Annotated in this window: 13 protein-coding genes; 2 read left to right on the plus strand and 11 right to left on the minus strand. The window is 65.1% G+C overall.

The genetic code is table 11. From position 1 onward, the window contains the following. Window positions 1-12: 12 nt before the first annotated feature. Genes AABA86_RS29130 through AABA86_RS29145 form a run of 4 tightly spaced genes read right to left on the minus strand, consistent with a single transcriptional unit; the run spans window position 13 to window position 9,199 of the window. A complete protein-coding gene (locus AABA86_RS29130) occupies window positions 13-3,117 on the minus strand; it encodes an efflux RND transporter permease subunit (RefSeq protein ID WP_338309251.1) in 3,105 nt (1,034 codons plus the stop codon). Further along, window positions 3,117-6,266: an efflux RND transporter permease subunit gene (locus tag AABA86_RS29135; protein ID WP_212244149.1), complete on the minus strand. Its 3,150-nt coding sequence runs from the start codon at window positions 6,264-6,266 to the stop codon at window positions 3,117-3,119. The genes AABA86_RS29130 and AABA86_RS29135 overlap by 1 nt, the downstream gene beginning before the upstream one ends. A gap of 37 nt (window positions 6,267-6,303) precedes the next feature. After that, window positions 6,304-7,725, minus strand: coding sequence for an efflux RND transporter periplasmic adaptor subunit (locus AABA86_RS29140; protein ID WP_338309252.1), 1,422 nt, complete (start codon window positions 7,723-7,725; stop codon window positions 6,304-6,306). Beyond that, a complete protein-coding gene (locus AABA86_RS29145; protein WP_212244153.1) occupies window positions 7,715-9,199 on the minus strand; it encodes an efflux transporter outer membrane subunit in 1,485 nt (494 codons plus the stop codon). Before AABA86_RS29145 ends, AABA86_RS29140 begins: the two co-directional genes overlap by 11 nt. 733 nt (window positions 9,200-9,932) lie before the next feature. Here AABA86_RS29145 and AABA86_RS29150 point away from each other — a divergent pair. Continuing rightward, window positions 9,933-10,967: a cysteine synthase A gene (locus tag AABA86_RS29150; RefSeq protein WP_095424178.1), complete on the plus strand. Its 1,035-nt coding sequence runs from the start codon at window positions 9,933-9,935 to the stop codon at window positions 10,965-10,967. A gap of 61 nt (window positions 10,968-11,028) precedes the next feature. Here the strand turns inward: AABA86_RS29150 and AABA86_RS29155 are convergent, their stop codons facing one another. The 7 genes from AABA86_RS29155 to AABA86_RS29185 form a co-directional block, all read right to left on the minus strand. Then, a complete protein-coding gene (locus tag AABA86_RS29155; protein WP_338309253.1) occupies window positions 11,029-13,269 on the minus strand; it encodes an O-linked N-acetylglucosamine transferase, SPINDLY family protein in 2,241 nt (746 codons plus the stop codon). Window positions 13,270-13,385: 116 nt separating this feature from the next. Continuing rightward, the gene (locus AABA86_RS29160; protein ID WP_338309254.1) at window positions 13,386-15,641 is read right to left on the minus strand and encodes an O-linked N-acetylglucosamine transferase, SPINDLY family protein; all 2,256 of its coding nucleotides are present in this window, start codon (window positions 15,639-15,641) and stop codon (window positions 13,386-13,388) included. Between the two features lie 114 nt (window positions 15,642-15,755). Continuing rightward, a complete protein-coding gene (locus AABA86_RS29165) occupies window positions 15,756-17,996 on the minus strand; it encodes an O-linked N-acetylglucosamine transferase, SPINDLY family protein (protein WP_338309255.1) in 2,241 nt (746 codons plus the stop codon). A 100-nt stretch (window positions 17,997-18,096) separates the two neighbouring features. Continuing rightward, window positions 18,097-18,834 (minus strand): amino acid ABC transporter ATP-binding protein, encoded by a 738-nt coding sequence (locus AABA86_RS29170; RefSeq protein WP_338309256.1) that lies wholly within the window; start codon window positions 18,832-18,834, stop codon window positions 18,097-18,099. Window positions 18,835-18,845: 11 nt separating this feature from the next. Beyond that, the gene (locus tag AABA86_RS29175; protein WP_338309257.1) at window positions 18,846-20,366 is read right to left on the minus strand and encodes an amino acid ABC transporter permease; all 1,521 of its coding nucleotides are present in this window, start codon (window positions 20,364-20,366) and stop codon (window positions 18,846-18,848) included. Then, window positions 20,363-21,568: an amino acid ABC transporter permease gene (locus tag AABA86_RS29180; RefSeq protein WP_338309258.1), complete on the minus strand. Its 1,206-nt coding sequence runs from the start codon at window positions 21,566-21,568 to the stop codon at window positions 20,363-20,365. Before AABA86_RS29180 ends, AABA86_RS29175 begins: the two co-directional genes overlap by 4 nt. Before the next feature lie 23 nt (window positions 21,569-21,591). Next, window positions 21,592-22,608 (minus strand): amino acid ABC transporter substrate-binding protein, encoded by a 1,017-nt coding sequence (locus AABA86_RS29185; protein ID WP_212244158.1) that lies wholly within the window; start codon window positions 22,606-22,608, stop codon window positions 21,592-21,594. A 392-nt stretch (window positions 22,609-23,000) separates the two neighbouring features. On the opposite strand from AABA86_RS29185, the gene metC reads away from it, so the two are divergent. Beyond that, window positions 23,001-24,185: a cystathionine beta-lyase gene (gene metC, locus AABA86_RS29190; protein WP_338309259.1), complete on the plus strand. Its 1,185-nt coding sequence runs from the start codon at window positions 23,001-23,003 to the stop codon at window positions 24,183-24,185. Window positions 24,186-24,191 lie beyond the last annotated feature (6 nt).

Below are 24,191 nucleotides of genomic sequence, written 5' to 3' on the forward strand. Positions count from 1 at the left end.
CGCTTCAACAACCTATTCCGCCGGCGCTGGCACCGGGCGCGGCGCCGACCGCCGCCGCAGGCGGTCGATCAAGAGGTAGATCACCGGCGTGGTGTAGAGCGTCAGGATTTGCGAGACGAACAGGCCGCCGATGATGGTGATGCCGAGCGGACGGCGGAGCTCCGTGCCGGGGCCGGTCGCGACCACGAGCGGAATGCCGGCGAACAGCGCCGCCATGGTCGTCATCAGGATTGGACGGAAGCGTGCCTGGCAGGCCTCGAAGATCGCTTCCGCCGAGGACAGGCCGCGCTGACGTTCGGCGTCGAGCGCGAAATCCACCATCATAATGCCGTTCTTCTTGACGATGCCGATCAAGAGGATGATGCCGACGAAGGCGATCACCGTCAGCGGCGTGTTGGTGAGCTGCAGGGCGAGCAGCGCGCCGAGACCGGCCGAGGGCAGCGTCGAAATGATCGTGAGCGGATGGGCGAGGCTCTCATAGAGCACCCCGAGCACGATATACATCGCCACCAGCGCGCCGAGGATCAGAAGCGGCTGGCGGCCGCTGGTCTTGGCGAAGTCGCCGGCGTTGCCGTCGAAGCTGCCGCGGATGCCCTCGGGCATGTGCAGCTCCTCGACCGCGCGCTGGATGTTCTGGGTCGCCGCCTGAAGCTGCACGTCCGGCATCAGGTTGAACGACACCGTGGTCGAGGGAAACGACTGCGAGTGATAGACCGCGAGCGCGGCCAACCCACGCGTCGCGTGCACGACGGCCGACAGCGGCACCTGCGCGTCGCCGGCGCCGGCAACATAGATGCGCTCGAGGTTGGAGGGATCGACCTGGAACTTCGGATCGATCTCCAGCACGGTCATGTACTGGTTGCGCTGGGTGTAGATGATCGAGATCTGCCGCTGCGAGAACGCGTTGTTCAGCGCATTGTCGATGTCCTGAACCCTGACGCCGAGCGCCGAGGCCTTCTGGCGATCGATCGCGAGCGTGAGCTGGAGGCCGCCTGGATCGCGGTCGCTGGAGATGTCGGTGATACCCTCGACGCTCTCCATGCGCTTGGCCACGATCGGCGCCCATTTCTGCAGCAGGCCGAGATCGGTGCTGGTCAGGGTGTACTGGTAGTCGGAATCGCTCTGCCGCCCGCCGGCACGGACGTCCTGGGCGGCGAACATGAAGAGGCGGATGCCGGGCACGGGATACAGCGCGCGCCTGAGACGGTCGATCACGACCTGCGTCGAGACGTGGTCGCGCTCCTCCGGCGGCTTCAGGCTGATGTACATGATGCCGCGGTTCGAGGTCGCTCCCCCCGGGCCGCCTCCGGCGCCGACGGTCGAGCCGATGCCGGCCACGGCGGGGTCCTGCATCACGATGTCGGCGAGCCGCTGCTGGAGACCGAGCATCGACTGGAACGAGATGTCGGCCGAGGCCCGCGTCGCCCCGATCACGAAGCCGGAATCGTCGGTCGGGAAATAGCCCTTGGGGACCTTGATGTAGAGCGTCACCGTGAGGCCGATGGTGGCGAAGAACACCAGCAGGGTCGCCAGCGGATAGTCCAGCACGGTGCGCAAGGTCCGGGCGTAGAAGGCGACGATGCGCGACAGCGAGCCCTCGATCATCCGATCGAACAGCGTCGCCGTGCCGGACGGGGTCTGCCGGATGTAATGGGCGCAGATCATCGGCGTCACCGTGAGCGACACCAGCGTCGAGACCAGGATGGCGAAGGTCAGCGTCAGCGAGAATTCGCGCAGCAGGCGGCCGACAATGCCGTCCATGAAGATCAGCGGCGTGAACGCGGCGACCAGCGACAGGCTGATCGAGACCACCGTGAAACCGATCTGCCTCGCGCCCTCCTGCGCCGCCCGGAGCGGCCGCATGCCATGCTCGAGATTGCGGTACATGTTCTCGATCATGACGATGGCGTCGTCGACCACGAAGCCGACTGAGATTGCGAGCGCCATCAGCGACAGATTGTCGATCGAGAAGCCCGCCACCCACATGCCGGCGCAGGTGCCGGCCAGCGCCAGCGGCACCGAGATGCCGGCCGCGATCGTCGGCGTCAGCCTGCGCAGGAACACGAACACCACGACCATCACCAGGATCGCGGTCGCCAGCAATGTCCATTGCATGTCGAGCACGCTGGCGCGGATCGTGCCGGTGCGATCGACCAGGGTGGAAACCTCCACGCCGGCCGGAATCCATTGCCTGAGCTCGGGGATCAGCGCCTTCACCCGATCGACGGTGTCGATGACGTTGGCGTCGCCCTGCTTGGTGATCTGGATCAGCACCGCCGGCTGCTTGTTGAACCAGGCGATGGAACGGGCGTTGCGGACGGAATCCTGGATATCGGCGACGTCGGACAACCGGACGAAATTGCCGTTGGCGCTCTTGATGACGACGTCGCGGAATTCCTTGGCGGTCCGCATCTGCCGGTTGAGCGCCAGCGTCTCGCTCTGGCGTTCGCCGTTGAAGATTCCGACGGGGCCGAGCGGATTGGCGTTGATGATGGCGGTGCGGACGTCGTCGGTGGCAATTCCGGCGTTCGAGAGCGCCACCGGATTGAGCTGGATGCGTACCGCCGGTTGGTCGGCGCCGCTGATGGCCACGTTGCCGACGCCAGGAACCTGCGAGATGCGCTGCGCCAGCACGGTGTCGGCGACGTCGTAGATCGCGCTGGCTGCGAGTGTGTTCGAGGTCAGCGCCAGCACGAAGACGGGCGCGCCGGCCGTATTGGCCTTGCGGAAGCGCGGCAGCGTCGGCAGGTCGCTCGGCAGGTCGACCATCGCGGCGTTGATCGCCGCCTGCACGTCGCGCGCGGCCTTGTCGATGTTGCGGCCGATGTCGAACTGGAGCTGGATGCTGGTGTTGCCGAGCGTCGAGGTCGAGGTGATCTGGTTGATGCCGGCGATCTCCCCTAACCGCCGCTCCAGCGGCGAGGCCACCGTCGCCGCCATCACCGCCGGGTCGGCGCCGGGCCGGCTGGCCGAGACGAAGATGGCGGGGAAGTCGACGTTCGGGACCGAGGCGACGGGAAGGAACTCGTAGGCGACGACACCCAGCAGGAACAATCCGATCGACAGCAGCGTGGTCGCGACCGGACGGCGGATGAAGGGCTCCGAGATCGACACCATCACTGCATCCCCTCGGTCGCGCCCGCGACCGGCGGGCCGCCGGATTCGGCCGGCGGCAGCGCCTGCTCCAGGCGGCGGTTGATGCGGTCGAGCGCGAGGTAGATCACGGGCGTCGTGTAGAGCGTGAGCAATTGGCTGAGCAGCAGGCCGCCGATGATGGAGATGCCGAGCGGAAAGCGCAGCTCGGCGCCGGTGCCGCTCTCGATCGCGAGCGGCAAGGCACCGAACAGCGCCGCCAGCGTCGTCATCATGATGGGTCGGAAGCGCAGCAGGCAGGCCTGCACGATGGCTTCGTTCGGCGACATGCCCTGCCGGCGCTCGGCCTCCAGCGCGAAGTCGATCATCATGATCGCGTTCTTCTTGACGATGCCCATCAAGAGGATGATGCCGATCAGGCCGATGACCGAGAGGTCCTGCCCACACAGCACCAGCGCCAGGATCGCGCCGACGCCGGCCGAGGGCAGCGTCGACAGGATCGTGATCGGGTGGATGTAGCTCTCGTAGAGCACCCCTAACACGATGTAGATCGTGATGACGGCGGCAAGCAGCAGCCAGGGCTGGCCCGCGAGCGCCTTGGCGAATTCGGCGGCATCGCCGGCATAGACGCCGACGATGCTGTTGGGCATGCCGATCCGGGTCTCGATCGTCTTCACGGCCTCGACGGCATCGCCGAGCGCGGCGCCCGGCGCGAGATTGAAGCTGAGCGACACCGACGGGAACTGCGCCTGGTGCGAGATCGCGAGCGGCGCGGTGGTGCGCTTCAGCGTCGCCACTGCCGACAGCGGCACCTGGGCGTTGGGCGCGCCGGCGGTCGCGCTCGCAGCGCCCGGCAGATAGAGTTTCGACAGGATCGAGGGATCGCGCTGGTACATCGGCAGCGCCTCCAGCACCACGCGGTACTGGTTGGCCTGGCCGTAGATGGTCGAGATCTGCCTCTGTGCAAAGGCGTCGTTGAGCGTATCGGTGATGCCTTGCAGGCTGACGCCGAGCTGGCCTGCGCGGGTGCGGTCGACATCGAGCTGCGCCCGCAATCCGCCCTCCTGCGCCTCGGAGGAGACGTCGCGGAACAAGGGATCGCGCCGCATCTCCGTGACCAGCTTGCGCGCCCATTCCGACACCAGCGTCGCATCGGTGCCGGTCAACGTGTACTGGTATTGCGAGCGGCTCGACTGGGTCGAGATCTGCACGTCCTGCACCGGCTGGAAATAGACGGTCATGCCGGGAATGCCTGAGACCCGCTCCTTCAGCCGGACGATGACCGCGCTGACATCGTCGCGCCGCTCGCCGCGCGGCTTCAAGGTCATGACGAGACGGCCGACATTGGTGGTCGGATTGACCGAGCCGGCGCCGATCACCGAGACCACGCCGACCACGTCGGGGTCGGCCTTGATGGCGTCGGCAGCCTCGGCCTGCCGCTTCTGCATCTCCGCGAACGACACGTCCGGCCCCGCCTCCGTCACCGCCGTGATCGAGGCGGTGTCCTGCAGCGGCAGGAAGCCTTTCGGCGCGACGACGTAGAGGACGAGGGTCGCGATCAGCGTGGCGAAGGTCACGACCAGCGTCGTCCGCTGGTGCTGCAAAACCACCAGCAGCGTCCGGTGATAGGCCTCGACGGTGCGGTCGATGAAGCGGCTGATGGCGGCGAGGCCCGGCACCGCCAGCTCCTCATGGGCGTGCTTGAGCAGGCGCGAGCACATCATCGGTGTCAGCGTCAGCGAGACCACGGCCGAGGTCACGACCGCGATGGTCAAGGTTAGCGCGAATTCGCGGAACATGCGCCCGACGAGGCCGGACATGAACAGCAGCGGGATGAAGACCGCGATCAGCGACACCGTCAGCGAGATCACGGTGAAGCCGATCTCGCTGGCGCCCTTCAGCGAGGCCTCCATCGGCCCGTCGCCGTTCTCCATATGGCGGACGATGTTCTCGATCATGACGATGGCGTCGTCGACGACGAAGCCGGTGCCGATCGTGAGCGCCATCAGCGACAGATTGTCGAGGCTGAAGCCGGCGAAATACATGATGCCGAAGCTGGTGATCAGCGACAGCGGCAGCGCCACGCCGGCGATCAGGGTCGCTCGCAGCGAGCGCAGGAACAGCAGCACCACCAGCGTCACCAGCACGACGCTGAGAACCAGCGTGAACTGCACGTCGTGGACCGAGGCGCGGATGGTCACGGTGCGGTCGGAGACGATGGTGAGGTTCACGCCGGCCGGAATCGCGCGCTGCACCTTGGGGATTTCGGCGCGGATCTGGCTGACGACGTCGATGACGTTGGCGCCGGGCTGGCGCTGGATGTCGATGATGACGGCCGGCGTGCCCTGGTACCAGCCGCCGGTGCGGTCGTTCTCGAGGCCGTCGACGATCTGCGCGACGTCGGCGATGGTGACCGGCGAGCCGTTGCGGTAGGCGATGATGACGGGCTTGTAGGCCTCGGCCGCAGCGATCTGGTCGTTGGCCGCGATGATGTAGGATTGCTGCGCGCCGTCGAGCGAGCCTTTCGGCCCCGAGACGTTGGCATTGGCGATCGCGGTGCGCAGATCTTCCATGGCGATGCCGTAGGCGGCGAGCCGTGCCAGGTCCGCCTGGATGCGCACCGCCGGCTTCAGCCCGCCCAGCACCGAGACCCGCCCGACGCCGGAGATCTGGCTCAGCCGTTGCGCCAGCAGCGTGTCGGCGATGTCGCTCATCGCCCGCAGCGAGATGGTGTCGGAGCGCAACGCCAGCGTCATGACAGGCGCGTCCGCCGGGTTCACCTTGGCGTAGGTCGGCGGATACGGCAGCGTCTTGGGCAGCACGCCCGCCGCGGCGTTGATCGCGGCCTGCACGTCCTGGGTCGCGCCGTCGATGTCGCGGTTGAGATCGAACTGGAGCGAGATCTGGCTGACGCCGAACGAGCTGGTCGAGTTCATCGCCGACAGCGACGGGATCTGCCCGAGCTGCCGCTCCAAAGGCGCCGTGATCAGCGAGGCGATCACGTCGGGGCTCGCGCCCGGGAGCTGCGTCGTCACCTGCACGGTCGGGAAATCGACCTGCGGCAGCGCCGAGACCGGCAGCGCGAAATAGCCCAGCAGCCCGCCGATCAGCAGCGCGATGCCGAGCAGCGAGGTCGCGATGGGACGGCGGATGAAGGGTTCGGAGACACCCATGGGATCTGCCTGCCGCTTCAAGCGGCTGTTGTCGGGATCATGGCTGCTTGGCTCCACTTCCCGATGCCCCCGGACCTGGCGCAGGTCCTGGAGCCGGCCCGGTCTGCCCCTTCTGGTCGCCCTCGCTGCTACTCCGCTTGGCGCGGAACTCGCCGTCCTTGCCCTGTCCGTCCTTCGGACCTTCCTTCTGGCCGTCCTTGGCGCCATCCTTCTTCTGGGCGTCGGGCCCGCGCGAGCGCTTGCGCGGGGCAAGATCAGCCGATGGGGTCTGGTCGTCGCGGCCGACGGTCACCTTGGAGCCGTCGGACAGATTGGCGAAGCCCGTGGTGACGACCTTGTCGGTCGCCGACAGGCCGCTGGCGATCACGGCGTCATGCTCGTTCTGCTGCGTCACCGTCACCGGCTTGGCCGAGACCACGTTGTCCTCGCCGATGACGTAGCTGAACGTTCCGATCGGGCCGCGCTGCACGGCCGATGTCGGCACCACCAGCGCCTGCATCAGCGTCTCGACCTTGAGACGGACATTGACGAACTGGCCCGGCCAGAGCTGGTAGTTGGCGTTGGGAAATTCCGCCTTGAGCTTGAGCGTGCCGGTGGTCTGGTCGACCTGGTTGTCGATGCCGGTGAGCTTGCCGGTGTCGATCACGGTGACGCCGTCATTGCCGAACACGTCGACCGCGAGCGTGCCTTTCGCCGCGGCCGCATTGACGCGCATGATCTGTTGCTGCGGCAGGCTGAACCACACCGCGATCGGCTGCAATTGCGTGATCACCACGAGACCGGTGGTGTCGGAGGCGTGGATGATGTTGCCCTGGTCGACCTGGCGCAGGCCGGCGCGCCCCGAGAGCGGCGCGACGATCTTGGTGTAGCTCAGCGTCGCCGCCGCGTTGTCGATCGCGGCCTGATCGGCCTTGACCAGCGCCTCGGTCTGCGCGACCAGCGCGCGCTGGGTGTCGGCCTGCTGCTTGGAGCCGGCATTGGAGGCAGCGAGCTGCTCGTAGCGCGTCAGATCGATGCGCTGGTTGGCGAGCTGGGCCTGGTCCTGCGCCTTCTTGGCGACCGCCTGGTCGTACGTGGCCTGGTAGAGCGCGGGTTCGATCTCGCCGAGCACGTCGCCCTTCTTGACGTCCTGTCCCTCGGTGAAGTTGACGGCGATCAGCTTGCCGTCGACCTGCGAGCGCACGGTCACGGTGTTGAGCGCGCGGATCGCGCCGACGCCGTCGAGATAGACGGGAACGTCCTGAACGCGCGGGCTCGCCGCCAGCACGGGCACCGGCAGATCGAGCCGCTGGTTGTTGTTGCGGTTGTTGGCCTGCTGCTGATGGGTGACGGTCCAGCCGAGATAGAACAGACCGCCGAGGATCGCGAGCGTGATCAGGGTCATGACAAAGCCGCGGCCGCGCGACGTCTTCGCCGTCCCCTCCTTCGCGCCTTGCTTGCTGTCCGGCTTAAAGAGCATTGACCGGTTTCTCCATTCGCGGCTCCCAGCCGCCGCCGAGCGCCTGATACAGGCTGACGATGGCGAGCAAGCGGGCCAGTTGCGCCTGTGACAGCGCGTCTTCCGCCTGGAACAGGGTCAGTTGAGTGTTGAGCACGGTCACGATGTCGGCGGTGCCGGCGCGCAATTGCTGCTCGGAGAGATCGAAGGCGCGGCGCGAGGCGACGACCACGTCGCGCTGCAATTGCAGCTTGATCGTGGTCTGCTTGATCGAGAACAGCGCATTGTCGACGTCGGCAAACGACTGGATAATCGTCTTGCGGTAGGTCTGGAGCAATTCGTCCTGCCGCGCCTTGGCGAACTCGAAATTGCCGAGGATCTTGCCGCCGTCGAAGATCGGCTGCGTGGCGCTGCCGACGAGCTGGAAGAAGGCCGCATGGGGCTGGAACAGCGAGACCAAGGCCGAACTCTGATAGCCGCCATTGCCGGTGAGCTGGATGGTCGGAAAGAACTGCGCGCGGGCATTGCCGATATTGGCGGTCGCAGACGCAAGCTGCGCCTCCTGGCGGCGAATGTCGGGCCGCTGCGTCAGGAGCTCCGACGGCAGGCCGGGCGTCACGCGCGGGATCGCGATCCGGTCCAGGGAGCCGCCGAGCACCCGCACGCTTTCCGGCGGGCGCGAGACCAGCACGGCGAGCGCGTTGACGTTCTGGTCGAGCGTCTGGCGCAGCGGCGGCACCAGGGCCTTCTGGTTGGCAAGCACGCTCTCCTGCTGGGCGACGTCGAGATCGGTGCCGGTGCCGGCCTTGCGCCGCTCCCTGACCGCATCGAGGATGCGCTGCGCGCTCGCAATATTGCGCTGTGAGGTCCTGATGCGATCCTGCGAGGCGAGCACCTGGAAATAGGCATTGGCGACGGCCGCAAGCGTCGTCAGCGCGACCGTGTCGCGATCGAAGCGGTTGGCATTCGCGGTCTCTTCCGCCGTCTGCAGCGCGTCGCGGTTCTGGCCCCAGAAGTCGAGCTGGTAGCTCGCGCTCAGCGATGCCGAGTAATTGACGACCTCGCGCCCCCCGATGGACAGGCCGGACGCGCTCGATCCCGAAGTGCGCGAATAGGTCTCCGATCCGCCTGTCGACACGCTCGGCAGCAGCGCCGCACCCGCCTGTCGCGCCTGGGCGTCAGCCTGGACGATGCGCGCAACGGCGGCGGCGATGTCGAGGTTGACGGTCTGCGCCTCTTCCATCAGCTGCGTCAGCTCCGCGGAGCGGAAGCCGCGCCACCAGTCCAGTGACGGCGGCGCATCACCCTTGCCCGCATATTTGTACTGCGTGGGAACGTCGAGGGCGGGATCCGGAAGGTCCTGGGTCAGCACGCAAGCACCCGAGCCGGCGGCGAGGCACAACACCGCAATCCAGCGCGCCGCGCGCAGCGTCCGGGATGCAGAACCTTCAGACCGCCGCACGGCGATCGCAGGAACATCCTGTGTCACATCCATCCCCCGCCGGGCAGATCGAACCGCCGCACAGCCGGATTAACCGATTCGCGGCGGGGCAGTCGGGGGGCTTTGGACAACTCGTTCACAGCGGCGATGCTTTCTGCGGAACCTCGAAAATCATACTAGCCGTGCGCTGACCAGCGGGACAGTCCCGCAGTTGCGAGATGGCCACGCCAATCAGGTGCGATCGAGTCGATCTGTATTCGAACGGTGACTGTCTCGCAGGGATTTCTCTCATTCTGAAACATTTGGATACGTGATCAAGCTTACCAAGATTTCATGTGATATTGCTGCCACAGTGGCACCTGAGCCTTTCCATCCGACCGCACCAACCCCCGCGCGGCGTTGGTTCAGTCGTACGCTCCGGCCGCTCCATCTCGCCTGGCCTTCAATTCCCGAAAGGGAGCCATCCCTCGAGCAGATATGATTTCGGCCATCCAGACCATCCACGTCCCTCGGGTGTCGGCTCATCTCACCCTTGGAAAAAAGCGGTCGCGAAGCGGCTGGTGGCGACCGTCATCTTCCGTGCTCTGGCGGAGTTCAGCCATTTCCTCCTATCGATATCTCGCCGCGTGGCCGAACGCATCATCGCCGGCCTCGCTTCTCGAGAATATCGCTGTTTGGACAGGCGTTTCAGCCGGTCTCGCCGCAGCGCAAAAGCCTTCCCCTTTGGCCTCCCAAGCACTAGGTTCTGACCAACCAGATCAACCCCCTTGGTAGCGATTTCCCCGACATGACCATTCGAAATGACGTTGTCGAAGCCATCGGCAACACCCCGCTGATCAAGCTGAAGCGCGCCTCGGAACTGACCGGCTGCACCATTCTCGGCAAGGCCGAGTTCATGAATCCCGGCCAGTCGGTCAAGGATCGCGCCGGCAAATGGATGATCCTGGAGGCCGAGAAGCGCGGCGAGCTCAAGCCCGGTGGTCTCGTGGTGGAAGCGACCGCCGGCAATACCGGCATTGGCCTTGCGGTCGTCGCGAGCGCGCGCGGCTACCGCACCCTGATCGTGATCCCGGAAACGCAGAGCCAGGAGAAGAAGGATTTCCTGAAGCTGTGCGGCGCCGAGCTGATCGAGGTGCCGGCCCTGCCCTACGCCAATCCCAACAACTACCAGCATGTCGGTCGCCGTCTTGCTGACGAGCTGCGCAAGACCGAGCCGAACGGCGTGCTGTTCGCCGATCAGTGGAACAACCTCGACAATGCCAAGGCGCATTACGAGTCCACGGGCCCCGAAATCTGGGAGCAGACCGGCGGTAAGGTCGACGGCTTCGTCTGCTCGGTCGGCAGCGGGGGCACGCTGGCTGGTGTCAGCCGTTACTTGAAAGAGAAGAACAAGAACGTGCGGATCGCATGCGCCGATCCGCACGGCGCCGGCATGTATGAATACTTCAGGACCGGCGATCCCAAGGCGACGCCGGGTGGCTCGATCACCGAGGGCATCGGCCTCAACCGGGCGACCGCCATCGTGGAGACCGCGAAGGTCGATGATGCCTATCTCATTCCCGATGCCGAAGCCGTCGGCGTGATCTACGAGCTGCTGCAGCACGAGGGCCTGTGCCTCGGCGGCTCGACCGGTGTCAACATCGTGGGCGCCATACGCCTCGCCAAGCAGCTCGGGCCCGGCAAGACCATCGTCACCGTGCTGTGCGATTCCGGCAGCCGTTATCAGTCGAAGCTGTTCAACGCGGACTTCATGCGCGCCAAGAACCTGCCGGTGCCGGAATGGTTGGAGAAGCGCAGCAACATCAAGCCACCCTTCGTGTGATCGTCACGCGCCCCCTCTGGTCGGGGACGCGCCTCCACAAACTCAGCGCGGTTCGGCCGGCTTACACGACCTCGCCGCGCTCCGCAGCGGCGGCACAATAGTCGCGCCAGAACTGGCGATAGCCCTCCTCGACCCTGCGCGTATAGATCTCGACATTGCCGGCCGCCGTGGCTGCGATCCGAGCCGGCAAGCTCGCGCGCAACTTCGCGAGATACTCGGGCTGCGAGGCAAATTTGCGGGCGATCTCGACATAGCCGTCGTCGTCCTCGGCGACCCAGTCGTCAAGCCCGACCGCCGCCACGATGGCACCGCCGGCGCGCGAGGAGGCGCCGTGGCCGAGCTTGGCGACGACTGGAACGCCCGCATAAAGGGATTCCCAGGTGCTGACGCCGCCATTCTGCGGAAATGGATCGAGCGAAATATCGACTCTCGCGAAGGCCTGAAGATGTTCCGCGCGCGCTGACGAGCCCAGGCAGGTGATGTTCTCTGCTGGGATGCCCTGGTTCACGAGTCGCGCAAGAAGGCCATCGCGTACCAGAGAATCGTCAAGCAGCGTATGTTTGATGATGATCTTCGATCCGATCACCTCGCGCATCACTTTCGACCACACGCGGATCGCCTCGTCCGAGATCTTGTTGACGCGGTTGAACACGCCGAAAGTCACATGGCCGTTGCGGAGCATGGGAAGCTCCGAAGCAGGCACATCCAGGATCGGATCGATCGTGATCAGGCACGGCAGATCGTAGACCTTTTCGGCCAGCAGATGACGGGCCGATTCCGGAATGAAGATCGGATCTGCGAGCACGTAGTCCATGGTCTGAAGGCCCGTGCCTGTGGCGTGTCCAAAGCCCGTGACCTGAATCGGGGCCGGCTTGCGGGCGAAGACCGGAAGCCTGTTGCCGGTCGTATGCCCGGACACGTCGATCAGGATATCGACCTTGTCGGCCTCGATACGATCGGCCAGCTCATCGTCCGAAAGCTGCGCGGCGTCGACCCAGACGTCCGCCAACGACTTGAACTTGGCTGTCATCTCATCTCGTACCGACGAGCACGAATAGCAGACGATCTCGAACTTGGCGTGATCATGGTGGCGCAGCACCGGTAAGAGGCCAAACGCCGCCGAGTGGTACCAGAACTCGGCCGCGACATACCCGACCACGATCCGCCTGCCGGGATCGAGCTGCCGGGGTGCGAGCTTCCTCTGTGGCAATCTGGCGCCGATCGCATCCCACCAGGATTTGCGCGCGGCCTGCTGGACCGCGAAATCGGCCTCGGAGAGAAAGTCGAGAAAGTAGATCTTCCGCGCGATCAAGTCCGGCTGGTCCGGCGCAATTGCCAGAGCGGCGTCGAGATGTTCGATGGCGGCTGCGATCTCTCCCTGGTTGGCAAAGCAGGAGCTCAGCAGCGCCAGCGCGATCGCCGAGCGCGGATTTTCCTCGAGCAACGCCGTGCAGGCCAGAATCGCCTGCGCCGTATTTCCCATGCTCAGCGCGACTTCTGCCTTCCCCCGCAAAGCCACTTCGAGCTTCGGTGAAAGCGCCAGTGCCGCGTCAAAATCCGCAGCTGCCTGTTCGGGCCGCGACAGCGCGAAATTGAGCCGTCCGCGGTGCGCGAGGAGCTTTGCCGAACCTGGCCTGATCGCGAACGCCGCTGCGAGCGCGGCTTCCGCCTCGTCGTAATGCTTGAGCTCGATCCCGACCACGCCCTTGCCGATGAGGGCTTCGGCGTGACGCGGCTGAAACAACAGCGCGCGCTCGAAACTCTGTCTGGCGCGGTCAAATCGGCCCAGCGCCAGCTCGGCCAGACCCCGATTGCAGAGCGCATCGGGGTAGTCGGGCTTCAAGGCGACGGCGCGGTCATACAGTTCGATGGCTTGTTCCGGCAGGTTCATCTGGAGCAAGGCGTTGCCAAGGCCGGCCAGGGCCGGCGGAAAATTCGGCTTCAGCGCGATCGCCCTTTCCTGGCACGCGCGGGCGGCCTCAAATTTCTGAAGGGACAGGTGGACAGCGGCGAGATTGTGATGGGCTTCGTGCGAACGTGGATCGATCGCAATTGCGCGCTCGAGCAGCTGTCGCGCCTCATCAAGGCGCCCGCCCTGTTGCACGCTCAGGCCGAGCAAATGCGTTGCGTCGAAATGATCCGGAACGGCTTGCACGATCTGGCGACAAAGCGCCTCGCTCTCCGCATATCTGCCCTGGCCATAGGCGCTCGCCGCGGCGGAGATGATGGCGTCGGCCTGCTTCTTCAATTTCTTCTGCAATCGCGCATTCTGGAATGCGCGCGCGCCGGCGCTGCTTTGCAAGGTGTTTCTCCGGAAGATGGCCCGGGGCGAGTCTAGCTGATTCGCGCGCCGAGCCGGCCGGTCGGCGCGACCGGAAATCCCCCCGGGCTATTCCGGGCCTCGCCGCAGGATCCGGCTCAGGAACCGCCCGGTGCGGCTGTCCTGCTCTCCGCGGAGGCGGCACAATAGTCGCGCCAGAATTGGCGGTAACCCGCTTCGAGCTCACGCGTGTAGATCTCGACATTGCCGGCGGGCGAGGCTGCGATCTGAGCCGGCAAGCCCGCCCGCAACTTCGCCAGATGCTCGGGCCGCGACGCAAATCTGCGGGCGATCTCGACATAGCCGTCGTCATCCTCGGCGACCCAGTCGCCGAGACCGACGGCGGCCACGATGGAGGCGCCGGCACGCGAAGAGGCTCCAATGCCGAGCTTGGCGACGACGGGAACGCCCTTGTAGAGGGATTCCCAGGTGCTGATGCCGCCATTCTGCGGGAACGTGTCGAGCGAAATATCGATCTTGTCGAAGGCCATCAGGTGGTCGTCGCGCGAGGTGGTGCCGAGGCAGGTGATGTCCTCCTCCGCAATGCCCTGCGCGATGAAGCGTGCGATCAGGCTATCGCGCAGCAGGGCATCATCGAGCAAACCATGCTTGAGGATGATCTTCGATCCCGGCACCTCCCGCATGATGCGCGACCACACACGGATCGCATCGTCCGAAATCTTGTAGATACGGTTGAACACGCCGAAGGTGACGTAGCCGTTGCGGAGCATCGGCAGCTCGGAGGGCTGCAGATTAGTGACCGGCTCCATCGTGATCAGGCACGGCAGATCGTAGATCTTTTCCGGAAACAAATGCCGAGCCGATGGCGGAATGAAGATGGGATCCGCGAGCACATAGTCCATGGTCGGCATGCCCGTGCCCGTCGCGTGTCCGAATCCCGTGGCCTGGATCGGAGCCGGCTTCCGCGCGAAGGCCTGTAGCCTGTTGCCGGTCGTGTGGCCGGAAACGTCGATCAGGATGTCGACGTTGTCGGCCTGAATACGATCAGCGAGCTCGTCGTCCGACATCTGCCAGGCGTCGACCCAGACGTCCGCCATTGATTTGAACTTGGCGGTGTACTCGTCCGCTCCCGGCCAGGAATAATAGCAGATGATCTCAAACTTGGTGTGATCGTGGTTGCGCAGCACGGGCAGCAGGGTGAGTCCCGCCGAGTGCTGCCGGAATTCGGCCGCGACATAGCCGACCACGATCCGCTTGTCCGGATCGAGCGGCCGCTTCGGCAGCGTCCTTCGCGGTATCTTCGAGCCGATCGCATCCCACCAGGATTTTCGTACCGCCTGCTGGACCGCGAAATCGGCGTCCGCGAGGTAGTCGAGCAGGAAGATCTTGCCCCTGATCGCGTCTCCATAATCCGGTCGGATCGCAAGCGCGCGATCGAGATATTGGATCGCGGAGTCCATGTCTCCCTGGTTGGAATAGGCGAAGCCCAGCAGCGCCAACCCCATCTCGGATCGCGGATTTCGCTCGATCAAGGTCGTCGCGGCCGCCATCGCCTGCGCGGTCCTTCCCATGACGAGGCAGACCTGCGCCTTGCCCCGGAGGGCCAGCTCGAGCTTGGGCGAAATCGCAAGCGCCGCATCGAAATCCGCAAGCGCGGGCTCCAGGCGCTGCAGCTCGTAACTGAGCCGCCCGCGCTGGGCCAGGATCCTCGGCGCACCAGGCTTGATCGCGAGCGCCATGGCGAACTTGGCTGCCGCCTCCTCGTGGTGCCGCAGCTCCATGCTGACCATGCCGGTGCCGACGATCGCCTCGGCGTGACGCGGCTGAAACAGCAGGGCGCGATCGAAACTCTCCTTGGCGCGCATGATCTGCCCAAGCACGAGCTCGACCATGCCGCGATTGCAGAGCGCATCGGCATAATCCGGTTTGATCTTGATGGCGCGCTCGTGCATCTCGAGCGCCTGCTCGTAGAGCGCCATGTGCATCAGCGTGTTGCCGAGATTGGTCAGCGCCACCGCGAAATTCGGCTTCAGCGCGATCGCCCTCTCCTGGCACCGTCGCGCCTCCTCGTAATTGCCGAGGTCAAAATGCACGGTTGCGAGGTTGTTATGGGCATCGTGCAGGCGCGGATCGAGCGCGATCACGCGCTCCAGCAGCTCTTTCGCCTCCTCGAGGCGCCGGCCGTCGTGGGCGCACATGCCGAGCAGGTGCATGGCGTCGATATGATCCGGAAGGGCTTTCAGGATCTCGCGGCACAGCGCCTCGGTCTCGGCATATCGGCCCTGGCCATAGGCGTTCGCCGCAGCAGCGATGACGGCGTCGGCCTGCTTCATCAACTTCTTCTGCAATCGCGCGTTCTGGAATGCGCGCGCGCCGCCGCCGCTGTTCTGCAAGGTGTCTCTCCGGAGGATGCCCTCAGAGGAGTCTAACTGATTCGCAGGCCCGGCCGGCCGGTCACCCGACCAGCAGCGCCTCCGGGATTTCCCGGGGGGCGGCGCAAGGTCGGACTACGCCACCTCGCCGCGTTCCGAGGCGCCGGCACAATAGTCGAGCCAAAAACGACGATAGGCCGCCTCGACCTCACGCGCGTAAACTTCGACGTTGCCGGCAGGCGAGGCTGCGATCCGAGCCGGCAGCTCCGCACGCAATTTCGCCAGATGAGCGGACTGCGCCGCATATTTGCACGCGATCGCGGCATAGCCGTCGTCATCCTCGGCGACCCAGTCGTCGAGGCCGACGGCCGCCACGATCGAGCCGCCGGCGCGTGACGAAGAGCCGTTGCCGAGCTTGGCGACGACCGGAACGCCCGCATAGAGGGATTCCCAGGTGCTGATGCCGCCATTTTGCGGGAAGGTATCGAGGGAGATGTCGACTTGCGCAAAGGCCAACAGATGCTCGTGGCGCGTGGTCGAGCCCAGGCAGGTGATATTGTCTTCGGCAATGCCCTGGGCTGCGAACCGTGCGATCAGGCCGTCGCGCAGCAAGGGATCGTCGAGCAGCCCGTGCTTGATGATGATCTTCGAACCCGCCACCTCGCGCATCACTTTCGACCACACCCGGATCGCCTCATCCGAGATCTTGTAGATGCGGTTGAACACGCCGAAAGTCACATGGCCGTTGCGGAGCATGGGAAGCTCCGAGGGCGGCACGTCCAGGATGGGATCGATCGTGATCAGGCACGGCAGATCATGGACCTTCTCAGTCAGCAAATGGCGCGCCGATTGCGGAATGAAGATTGGATCGGCGAGCACGTAGTCCATGGTCTGAAGGCCCGTGCCCGTGGCGTGTCCGAAGCCCGTGACTTGGATCGGGGCCGGCTTGCGGGCAAATACAGGCAGCCTGTTGCCGGCCGTGTGCCCGGACACGTCGATCAGGATGTCGATCTTGTCCGCCTGGATGCGATCGGCCAGCTCGTCGTCCGAAAGCTGCGCGGCGTCGACCCAGACGTCCGCGAGGGGCTTGAACCTCTCGGTGATCTCATCCTGCAGCGGCCAGCAGGAATAGCAGACGATCTCGAACCTGATGTGATCATGATGGCGCAGCACCGGCAACAGCGCGAATGCTGCCGAGTGGTTCCTGAATTCCGACGCGACATATCCGACGACGATCCGCCGGCCCGGATCGAGCTGCCGGGGCGGCAGCGTCCGTTGCGGCAGTCTGGCGCCGATCGCATCCCACCAGGATTTTCGCGCCGCCTGCTGGACCGCGAAATCGGCCTCCGACTGATAGTCCAGGATGAATATCTTGCGTGCGATGGCATCTGCATAGTCCGGGGAGATTTCGAGCGCCGCGTCGAGGTGCTCGAGCGCCGTCGCGACGTCTCCCTGGTTCGCGTAGCAGGCGCCGAGAAGCACGATGGCGTAGTCCGACCGCGGATTGTCCTCGAGCAGGGTCTTGACGGCCGCGAGCGCCTGCGTCGTGTTCCCCAGCAGGAGGTTGACTTGCGCCTTGCCGCGCAGCGCGAGCTCGAGTCGCGTCGATTGCGCCAGCGCCGCATCGAAGTCCGCCGCCGCCTGCTCCAGCCGGTGCAGATCGAAATTGAGCCGTCCGCGCTGGGCCAGAATCCGCGGTGAACCCGGCTTGATCGCGAGCCCTGCTGCGAGGGCGGCTTCCGCCTCCTCGTAGTGCCGAAGCTCGATGCACACCATGCCCTTGCCGGCGATCGCTTCCGCATGACGCGGCTGAAACGACAGGGCGCGATCGAAACTCTCCTTGGCACGCTCGGACCGGCCGATCATCAGCTCCGCCATCCCGCGATTGCAAAAGGCATCGGCGTAGTCGGGCCGCAGCTTGATAGCGCGTTCGTGCAGTCCGATCGCCTGTTCGCCGAGGCCGACGTTCAGGAGCGTATTGCCGAGATTGGTCAGGGTGATCGGACAATTCGGCTTCAGCGCAATGGCCCTCTCCTGGCATGCGCGGGCGTCCTGGAATTTCTGGAGGTCGAAATAGACGGCGCCGAGATTGCCATGGGCATCGGGCGAGCGCGGATCGAGCGCAATCGCGCGCTCGAACAGTCGTTGCGCCTCCTCAAGCCGCCCGCCCTCAAACGCGCGCAGGCCAAGCAGGTGCGTGGCGTGGAAATGATCCGGAACCTCCTCCACAATCCCGCGGCAGAGCGTCTCGGCCTCGGCAAATCGGCCCTGCCGCAGCGCCTCGACCGCAAGCGACATGACGGCGTCCGCCTGCTTCCTCAACTTCTTTTGCAATCGCGCATTCTGATATGCGCGCGCACCAACACTGCTCTGCAAGGTCTCTCTCCGGGGAATCGCCCGAAAAGAGGCAAAGCTGATTCGCTGGTGCCAGGCTGGCGCGTGAGTCAGGCCGGCGCGGCCACCGGATGGCAGGCGCTCAGCGCAGGATCTGGCTCAGGAACAGCTTCGTGCGGGCGTGCTGGGGTGCCGCAAAGAATTCGTTCGGCGTGTTGGCCTCGATGATCTGGCCGGCGTCCATGAATACCACGCGGTTGGCGACCTCGCGGGCAAAGCCCATTTCGTGGGTGACGACCAGCATGGTCATGCCTTCCTCGGCAAGGTCCACCATGGTGTCCAGCACCTCCTTGACCATCTCCGGGTCGAGCGCCGAGGTCGGCTCGTCGAACAGCATGACCTTCGGGTTCATCGTCAGGGCGCGGGCGATCGCGACGCGTTGCTGCTGGCCGCCGGACATCTGCCCCGGAAACTTGTTGGCCTGATGCGGGATCTTGACCCGCTCCAGGAACTTCATCGCGTTGATCTCGGCGTCCTTCTTCGGGATGTTGCGCACCCAGATCGGCGCCAGCGTGCAGTTCTCCAGCACGGTCAGATGCGGGAACAGGTTGAAGCTCTGGAACACCATGCCGACTTCGCGGCGCACCGCGTCGACGTGCTTGAGGTTGGGGCCGAGCGCGATGCCGTCGACGACGATCTCGCCCTCCTGGAATTCCTCCAGCGCGTTGATGCAGCGGATCAGGGTCGACTTGCCGGAGCCCGAGGGTCCGCAGATCACGATGCGCTCGCCCTTGCGGACATCGAGGTCGATGTCGCGCAGCACGTGAAAGTCGCCGTACCATTTGTTGAGGCCGGAAATCTTGACGATGGGGTCGGACATGGTGACCTCGATCAGTTGCGACGGTGGGCGTTGAGGCGGTGCTCGACGAACAGCGAGTAGCGCGACATTCCAAAGCAGAAGATGAAGTAGATGATCCCGGCGAAGGCGAAGCCGGTGAACGCGGTCGAGGGCGTCGACCATTTTGGATCCGAGAACGAGGCCCTGAGCGAGCCCAGCAGGTCGAACAGCGCCACGATCGAGACCAGCGAAGTGTCCTTGAACAGCGAGATGAAGCTGTTGACGAGGTTCGGAATGACGTGACGCAGCGCCTGCGGCAGCACGATCAGCGAGGTCGTCTTCCACCAGGACAGGCCCAGGGCTGCGGCGGCCTCGCCCTGCCCGCGCGGGATCGCGGCAAGCCCGCCGCGGACGTTCTCGGCCTGATAGGCGCCCGTGAACAGCGCGATGCCGATCAGCGCGCGGACGAGGCCGTCGACGGTGAAATTGCCGGGCAGGAACAGCGGCAGCATGTAGGTGGCGAAGAACAGCACGGTGATCAGCGGCACGCCGCGCCAGAACTCGATGAAGGCGATCGAGAAGATCCGGATCAACGGAATGGTGGAGCGGCGGCCGAGCGCCAGCGCGATGCCGATCGGCAGCGAGGTGACGATGCCGGTGACGGAGACCACCAGCGTCACCAGAAGGCCGCCCCACAAATTCGTCGTCACGACCGGCAGTCCACCGCGATCGAGCCCCATCAGCTTGATCACGATAGCGATGGCGCCGAAGGCAACGATGCTCGAGGCCAGAGCGCGCCAGCCGGTGCGCAAGCCGCCGCCGAGACCGAAGGCGATCAACGACACGACCGCGGTGGTGACGGCGAAATCGGCCCAGATCGACTGACCCGCGCCCTGGATCTGATCGCGCAGCCAGGTCAGCGGAAGGATCAGCCAGGAGATCGCCGTGCCGACCAGCACGATAAAACTCCCGACCGCCCACAACAGCGGCGCGACGGCGGATGTCTTGCTGAGACCGAGCACGGCCTGCCCGGCGCCGATGATGCTGTCGTCGAACAATTCCAGCAGGCCGGCGGTCCAGCTGAGGCCAAAGCCCTTGATGCCGCCACCGTGCAGCAGGAAGAACGCGACCACAGGAAATGCGAAGAAGAACAGACTGGCGTTGAGCCCCTTCGCCGGCAGACGCGGCACGAGCAGCGGCACCAGCAGGGCCGCCGCAAGGACGAAGGTGAGGTTGACCCGCCAGCGCTCGGCCTCGGGATAGAAACCGTAGATCAATTGCGGCAGCTTGGCCTGGATGTAGGGCCAGCAGGCGCCGACCGCAAAGCCGGCGTTCTCCGTGAGGCACGCCGTGCGGTCCTTGCCGCTCCAGACCGCATCGACCATCAGGAACCTGACCGAGGGAACGATGGTGAACCACAGCAGCAAGGCGCCCACGATCGTGAGCAGGATGTTGGTCGGCGAGTTGAACAGGCGCGTGCGCACCAGCCCGACAAAGCCCGTGGTCTTCACAGGCGCGGGACGTTCGGTGAGCAGGTCCCGGCGAACGAAGCTGCTCGAGGCGATGTCGCTCATGCGCCCAGACTCCGGCTGACGCGCCAACCGTAGACGCTCATGATCGCGCTGGTGAGGAGCGAGATCAGGAGATAGATCCCCATCGTCATCGCGATGATCTCGATCGCCTGCCCGGTCTGGCTCAGCGACGTGCCGGCGAACACCGAGACGAGGTCGGGATAGCCGATCGCGACCGCCAGCGACGAGTTCTTGGTGAGGTTGAGGTACTGGTTGGTCAGCGGCGGCACGATGACGCGCATGGCCTGAGGCACGACGACCAGCCGGAGCGTGGTGCCGCGGCTGAGGCCGAGCGAGGCCCCCGCCTCCATCTGCCCCTTGTGGACCGACAGGATTCCGGCGCGCACGATCTCGGCGATGAAGGCGGCGGTATAGGTCGACAGCGCCAGCGTCAGCGCCACGAACTCCGGAATGATCCGCGATCCGCCGGCGAAATTGAAGCCCTTCAGCTGCGGCAGCTCGAAAGTGAAGGGCAGACCGAACACCAATATCGTGGCGAGCGGCAGCCCGAACAGCAGGCCCAGCACGGTGGGCCAGATCCGGATCATCCGCCCTTCCTGAAACAGCGCGCGCCGCGCATGGAAGCGCAAGGCCAGTGACGCGACGATACCGAGCGCCAGCATCGCCAGGAACGGCTCCAGGCCGCTCCCGCCGACCGGGCTTGGAATGACGAGGCCGCGGTTGCTGACGAAGGCAACGCCGAGCAGCGAAATGCTCTGCCGCGGATTGGGCAAGGCAGCGAGCACCGCGAGGTACCAGAACAGGATCTGGAACAGCAGCGGCAGGTTGCGGATGATCTCGACATAGATCTCGCCGACGCGGGACAGCAGCCAGTTGGGCGACAACCGGCACAGCGCGACGATGAAGCCGATCAAGGTGGCGAAGACGATGCCCACCACCGAGACCACGAGTGTGTTCAGGAGCCCGACCACGAACACGCGCAGGAAGGTGTCCGAGCCGGTATAGGAGATCAGGGTCTGGTTGACGTCGAAGCCGGCATTATTCCGGAGGAAGCCGAAGCCGGCGGCAATGTGCTGGTTTTCGAGGTTGGCGCGGGCATTGGAGACGATCTCATAGCCGATCCAGCCCAGGATCGCCGCGAAGGCAAACTGGACGGCAACGCCGTTCCAGCCTGCCTTGCCACCCAGAACGCGCCTGATCTTCAGCGCGATCTGGGGTGGCGGTTTTCGGGCCTCGGTGCTCATGCCGCTGCCAGCGGATCAGATGATCAGCGGATCGGCGGCGCGTACTGAAGACCGCCCTTGTTCCAGAGATTGTTGAGACCGCGGTTGATGGCGAGCGGCGAGCCGGCGCCGACATTGCGATCGAACACTTCGCCGTAATTGCCGACTGCCTTCACGACCCGCACCACCCAGTCCTTGGTCAGGCCGAGCTGTTCGCCGAAATTGCCGTCGGTGCCGAGGACGCGCTTCAACTCGGGATTTTCCAGCTTCGCTTTCTCGTCGACGTTCTTCGAGGTCACGCCGAGCTCTTCGGCGGTGACCATCGCGAACAGCGTCCATTTCACGATGTCGAACCACTGATCGTCGCCGTGGCGCACCATGGGGCCGAGCGGCTCCTTCGAGATGATCTCGGGAAGCACCATGTGGTCGTTGGGATTGGCAAGCTTCAGGCGATTGGCGTACAGGCCCGACTGGTCGGTGGTGAAGACGTCGCAGCGTCCCGCCTCATACGCCTTGACCGTTTCGTCGTTGGTGCCGAACGCGATCACCTCGTACTTCATGTTGTTGGCCTTGAAGTAGTCGGCCAGATTCTGCTCGGTGGTGGTGCCGGTCTGCACGCAGACCGAGGCGCTGTTGAGCTCGAGCGCCGAATTCACCTTGAGCGACTTCTTCACCATGAAGCCCTGCCCGTCATAGTAGGTCACGCCGGTAAAATTGGCGCCGAGCGAGGTATCACGCGAGATGGTCCAGGTGGTGTTGCGCGAGAGCACGTCGATTTCGCCGGACTGCAGCGCGGTGAAGCGGTCCTTGGCGGACAGTGGCACGTACTTGACCTTGGTCGCATCGTTGAAGATCGCCCCGGCGATCGCCTTGCAGACATCGACGTCGAGGCCAGTCCAGTTGCCCTTGTCGTCGGGCGAGGAGAATCCCGGCAGGCCCTGGCTGACGCCGCAGGACAGCATGCCCCGGTCCTTGACCGTCTTGAGCGTTTGCGCATCGGCGGCCTGGGCGGAGAGGCCGGCGGCGATAGCAAGGGTGAGAGCCAAGGTTACGCGTTTCATGGGCTTTGGGCCTTTCAAAGTCGTCTCAAGGAACGTTGTCTCAGGATCATCGCTGCCAGGGCCAGGCGTATCAAGGCCAGCCCCTGCAAGAGTCATGCTGGGAAACCTTGCCGAACACTCGCCGATCCCGGGAGGCCATACCTTAATCCCTGCCGCTCGCGCCCGCCATTTTTTTGGCTGTGGCGCAAGGTCCGGTCGGACGATGGATCGAAGGTCGCGGCTGCCCCTCAACATGCGGCGACTGAATAGCACCTGCGCATCACAGAACGACTGGCCTGCCGGGTCAAGGGGTTGACGGGACTCTTCTGTGTTCTGTTATTAACGACAGCGGCCTTTTGGCCAGCCCATCGGGCGCCAAGCCCGAGCGGAAACGCGGTTTTGAAAGCAGACGCATGGATTCCTCGCACCCCTCCCAGCAGCATGCCGAGACCCGGCTGGTCACCTCCGGCCGCGACACCAAGGCGCAGAAGGGGTTCGTCAATCCGCCGGTCTTTCACGGCTCGACCGTGCTCTATCCGACCGCCGAGGACCTGCACGCCCATCGCGGCGAGTTCACGTATGGCCGCCACGGTTCCCCCACCACCAAGGCGTTCCAGGAGACGCTGATGGCGCTGGAGGGACCGCAATGCGCCGGCATCGGCATCGTGCCGTCGGGGCTGTCGGCGATCTCGACCACCCTGCTCGCGGTGCTCAAGGCCGGCGACCATCTCCTGGTCTGCGACAACGTCTATCGGCCCTCGCGCAATTTCTGCAACGGCATGCTCACCCGCTTTGGCGTCGAGACGACCTATTTCGATCCGCTGATCGGCGCCGGCATCGACAAGCTGTTCAAGCCGAACACCCGCGCGGTGCTGGTGGAGGCGCCGGGCTCGCAGTCGTTCGAGATGCCGGACATTCGCGCCATCGCCGAGGTCGCGCATGGGCGCGGCGCACTCGTCATCGACGACAACACCTGGGCGACGCCGCTGTATCACCGCTCGCTCGACCAGGGCGTCGACATCAGCATGCAGGCCGCCACCAAATATATCGGCGGCCATTCCGACATCATGTTCGGCACCATCTCGGCCAACGCCAAGGCCTGGCCGCAGATTGCGGAAGGCATCCGCCTGCTCGGCGTCTGCGCCGGTCCCGACGACGTCTTCCTCGCATTGCGCGGCCTGCGCACGCTGTCGGTGCGGCTGGCGCAGCATCACCGCTCCGGGCTCGACATGGCGCGCTGGCTCGCGGCTAGACCCGAGGTCGCGCGCGCGCTGCATCCGGGGCTCGAGACCGATCCCGGCCACGCGATCTGGAAGCGTGACTTCACCGGCGCGTCAGGCCTGTTCAGCATCGTGCTGAAGCCAGCACCGCAGAAGGCCGTCGACACCATGCTCAACACGCTCAAGCTGTTCGGCATGGGTTTTTCCTGGGGTGGCTTCGAGAGCCTCGCGATTCCCTTCGATTGCGACGCCTATCGCACCGCGACCAAGTGGGCGCCGGGCGGCCCGACGCTGCGTCTCCACATCGGCCTCGAGAGCGTCGACGACCTCAAGGCCGATCTCGACCGCGGCTTCGCTGCCCTCAAGGCGGCAATGTGAGCCTGC

This window comes from Bradyrhizobium sp. TM233 (assembly GCF_036247965.1).
GTDB lineage: Bacteria > Pseudomonadota > Alphaproteobacteria > Rhizobiales > Xanthobacteraceae > Bradyrhizobium > Bradyrhizobium ottawaense.

Bases quoted from the DNA above. Each gene is read 5' to 3' on its own strand.
- AABA86_RS29130 (WP_338309251.1), bottom strand. From the start codon at position 3,117: ATGGTGTCGATCTCGGAGCCCTTCATCCGCCGTCCGGTCGCGACCACG.
- AABA86_RS29135 (WP_212244149.1), bottom strand. From the start codon at position 6,266: ATGGGTGTCTCCGAACCCTTCATCCGCCGTCCCATCGCGACCTCGCTG.
- AABA86_RS29140 (WP_338309252.1), bottom strand. From the start codon at position 7,725: ATGCTCTTTAAGCCGGACAGCAAGCAAGGCGCGAAGGAGGGGACGGCG.
- AABA86_RS29145 (WP_212244153.1), bottom strand. From the start codon at position 9,199: ATGGATGTGACACAGGATGTTCCTGCGATCGCCGTGCGGCGGTCTGAA.
- AABA86_RS29150 (WP_095424178.1), top strand. From the start codon at position 9,933: ATGACCATTCGAAATGACGTTGTCGAAGCCATCGGCAACACCCCGCTG.
- AABA86_RS29170 (WP_338309256.1), bottom strand. From the start codon at position 18,834: ATGTCCGACCCCATCGTCAAGATTTCCGGCCTCAACAAATGGTACGGC.
- AABA86_RS29175 (WP_338309257.1), bottom strand. From the start codon at position 20,366: ATGAGCGACATCGCCTCGAGCAGCTTCGTTCGCCGGGACCTGCTCACC.
- AABA86_RS29180 (WP_338309258.1), bottom strand. From the start codon at position 21,568: ATGAGCACCGAGGCCCGAAAACCGCCACCCCAGATCGCGCTGAAGATC.
- AABA86_RS29185 (WP_212244158.1), bottom strand. From the start codon at position 22,608: ATGAAACGCGTAACCTTGGCTCTCACCCTTGCTATCGCCGCCGGCCTC.
- metC (WP_338309259.1), top strand. From the start codon at position 23,001: ATGGATTCCTCGCACCCCTCCCAGCAGCATGCCGAGACCCGGCTGGTC.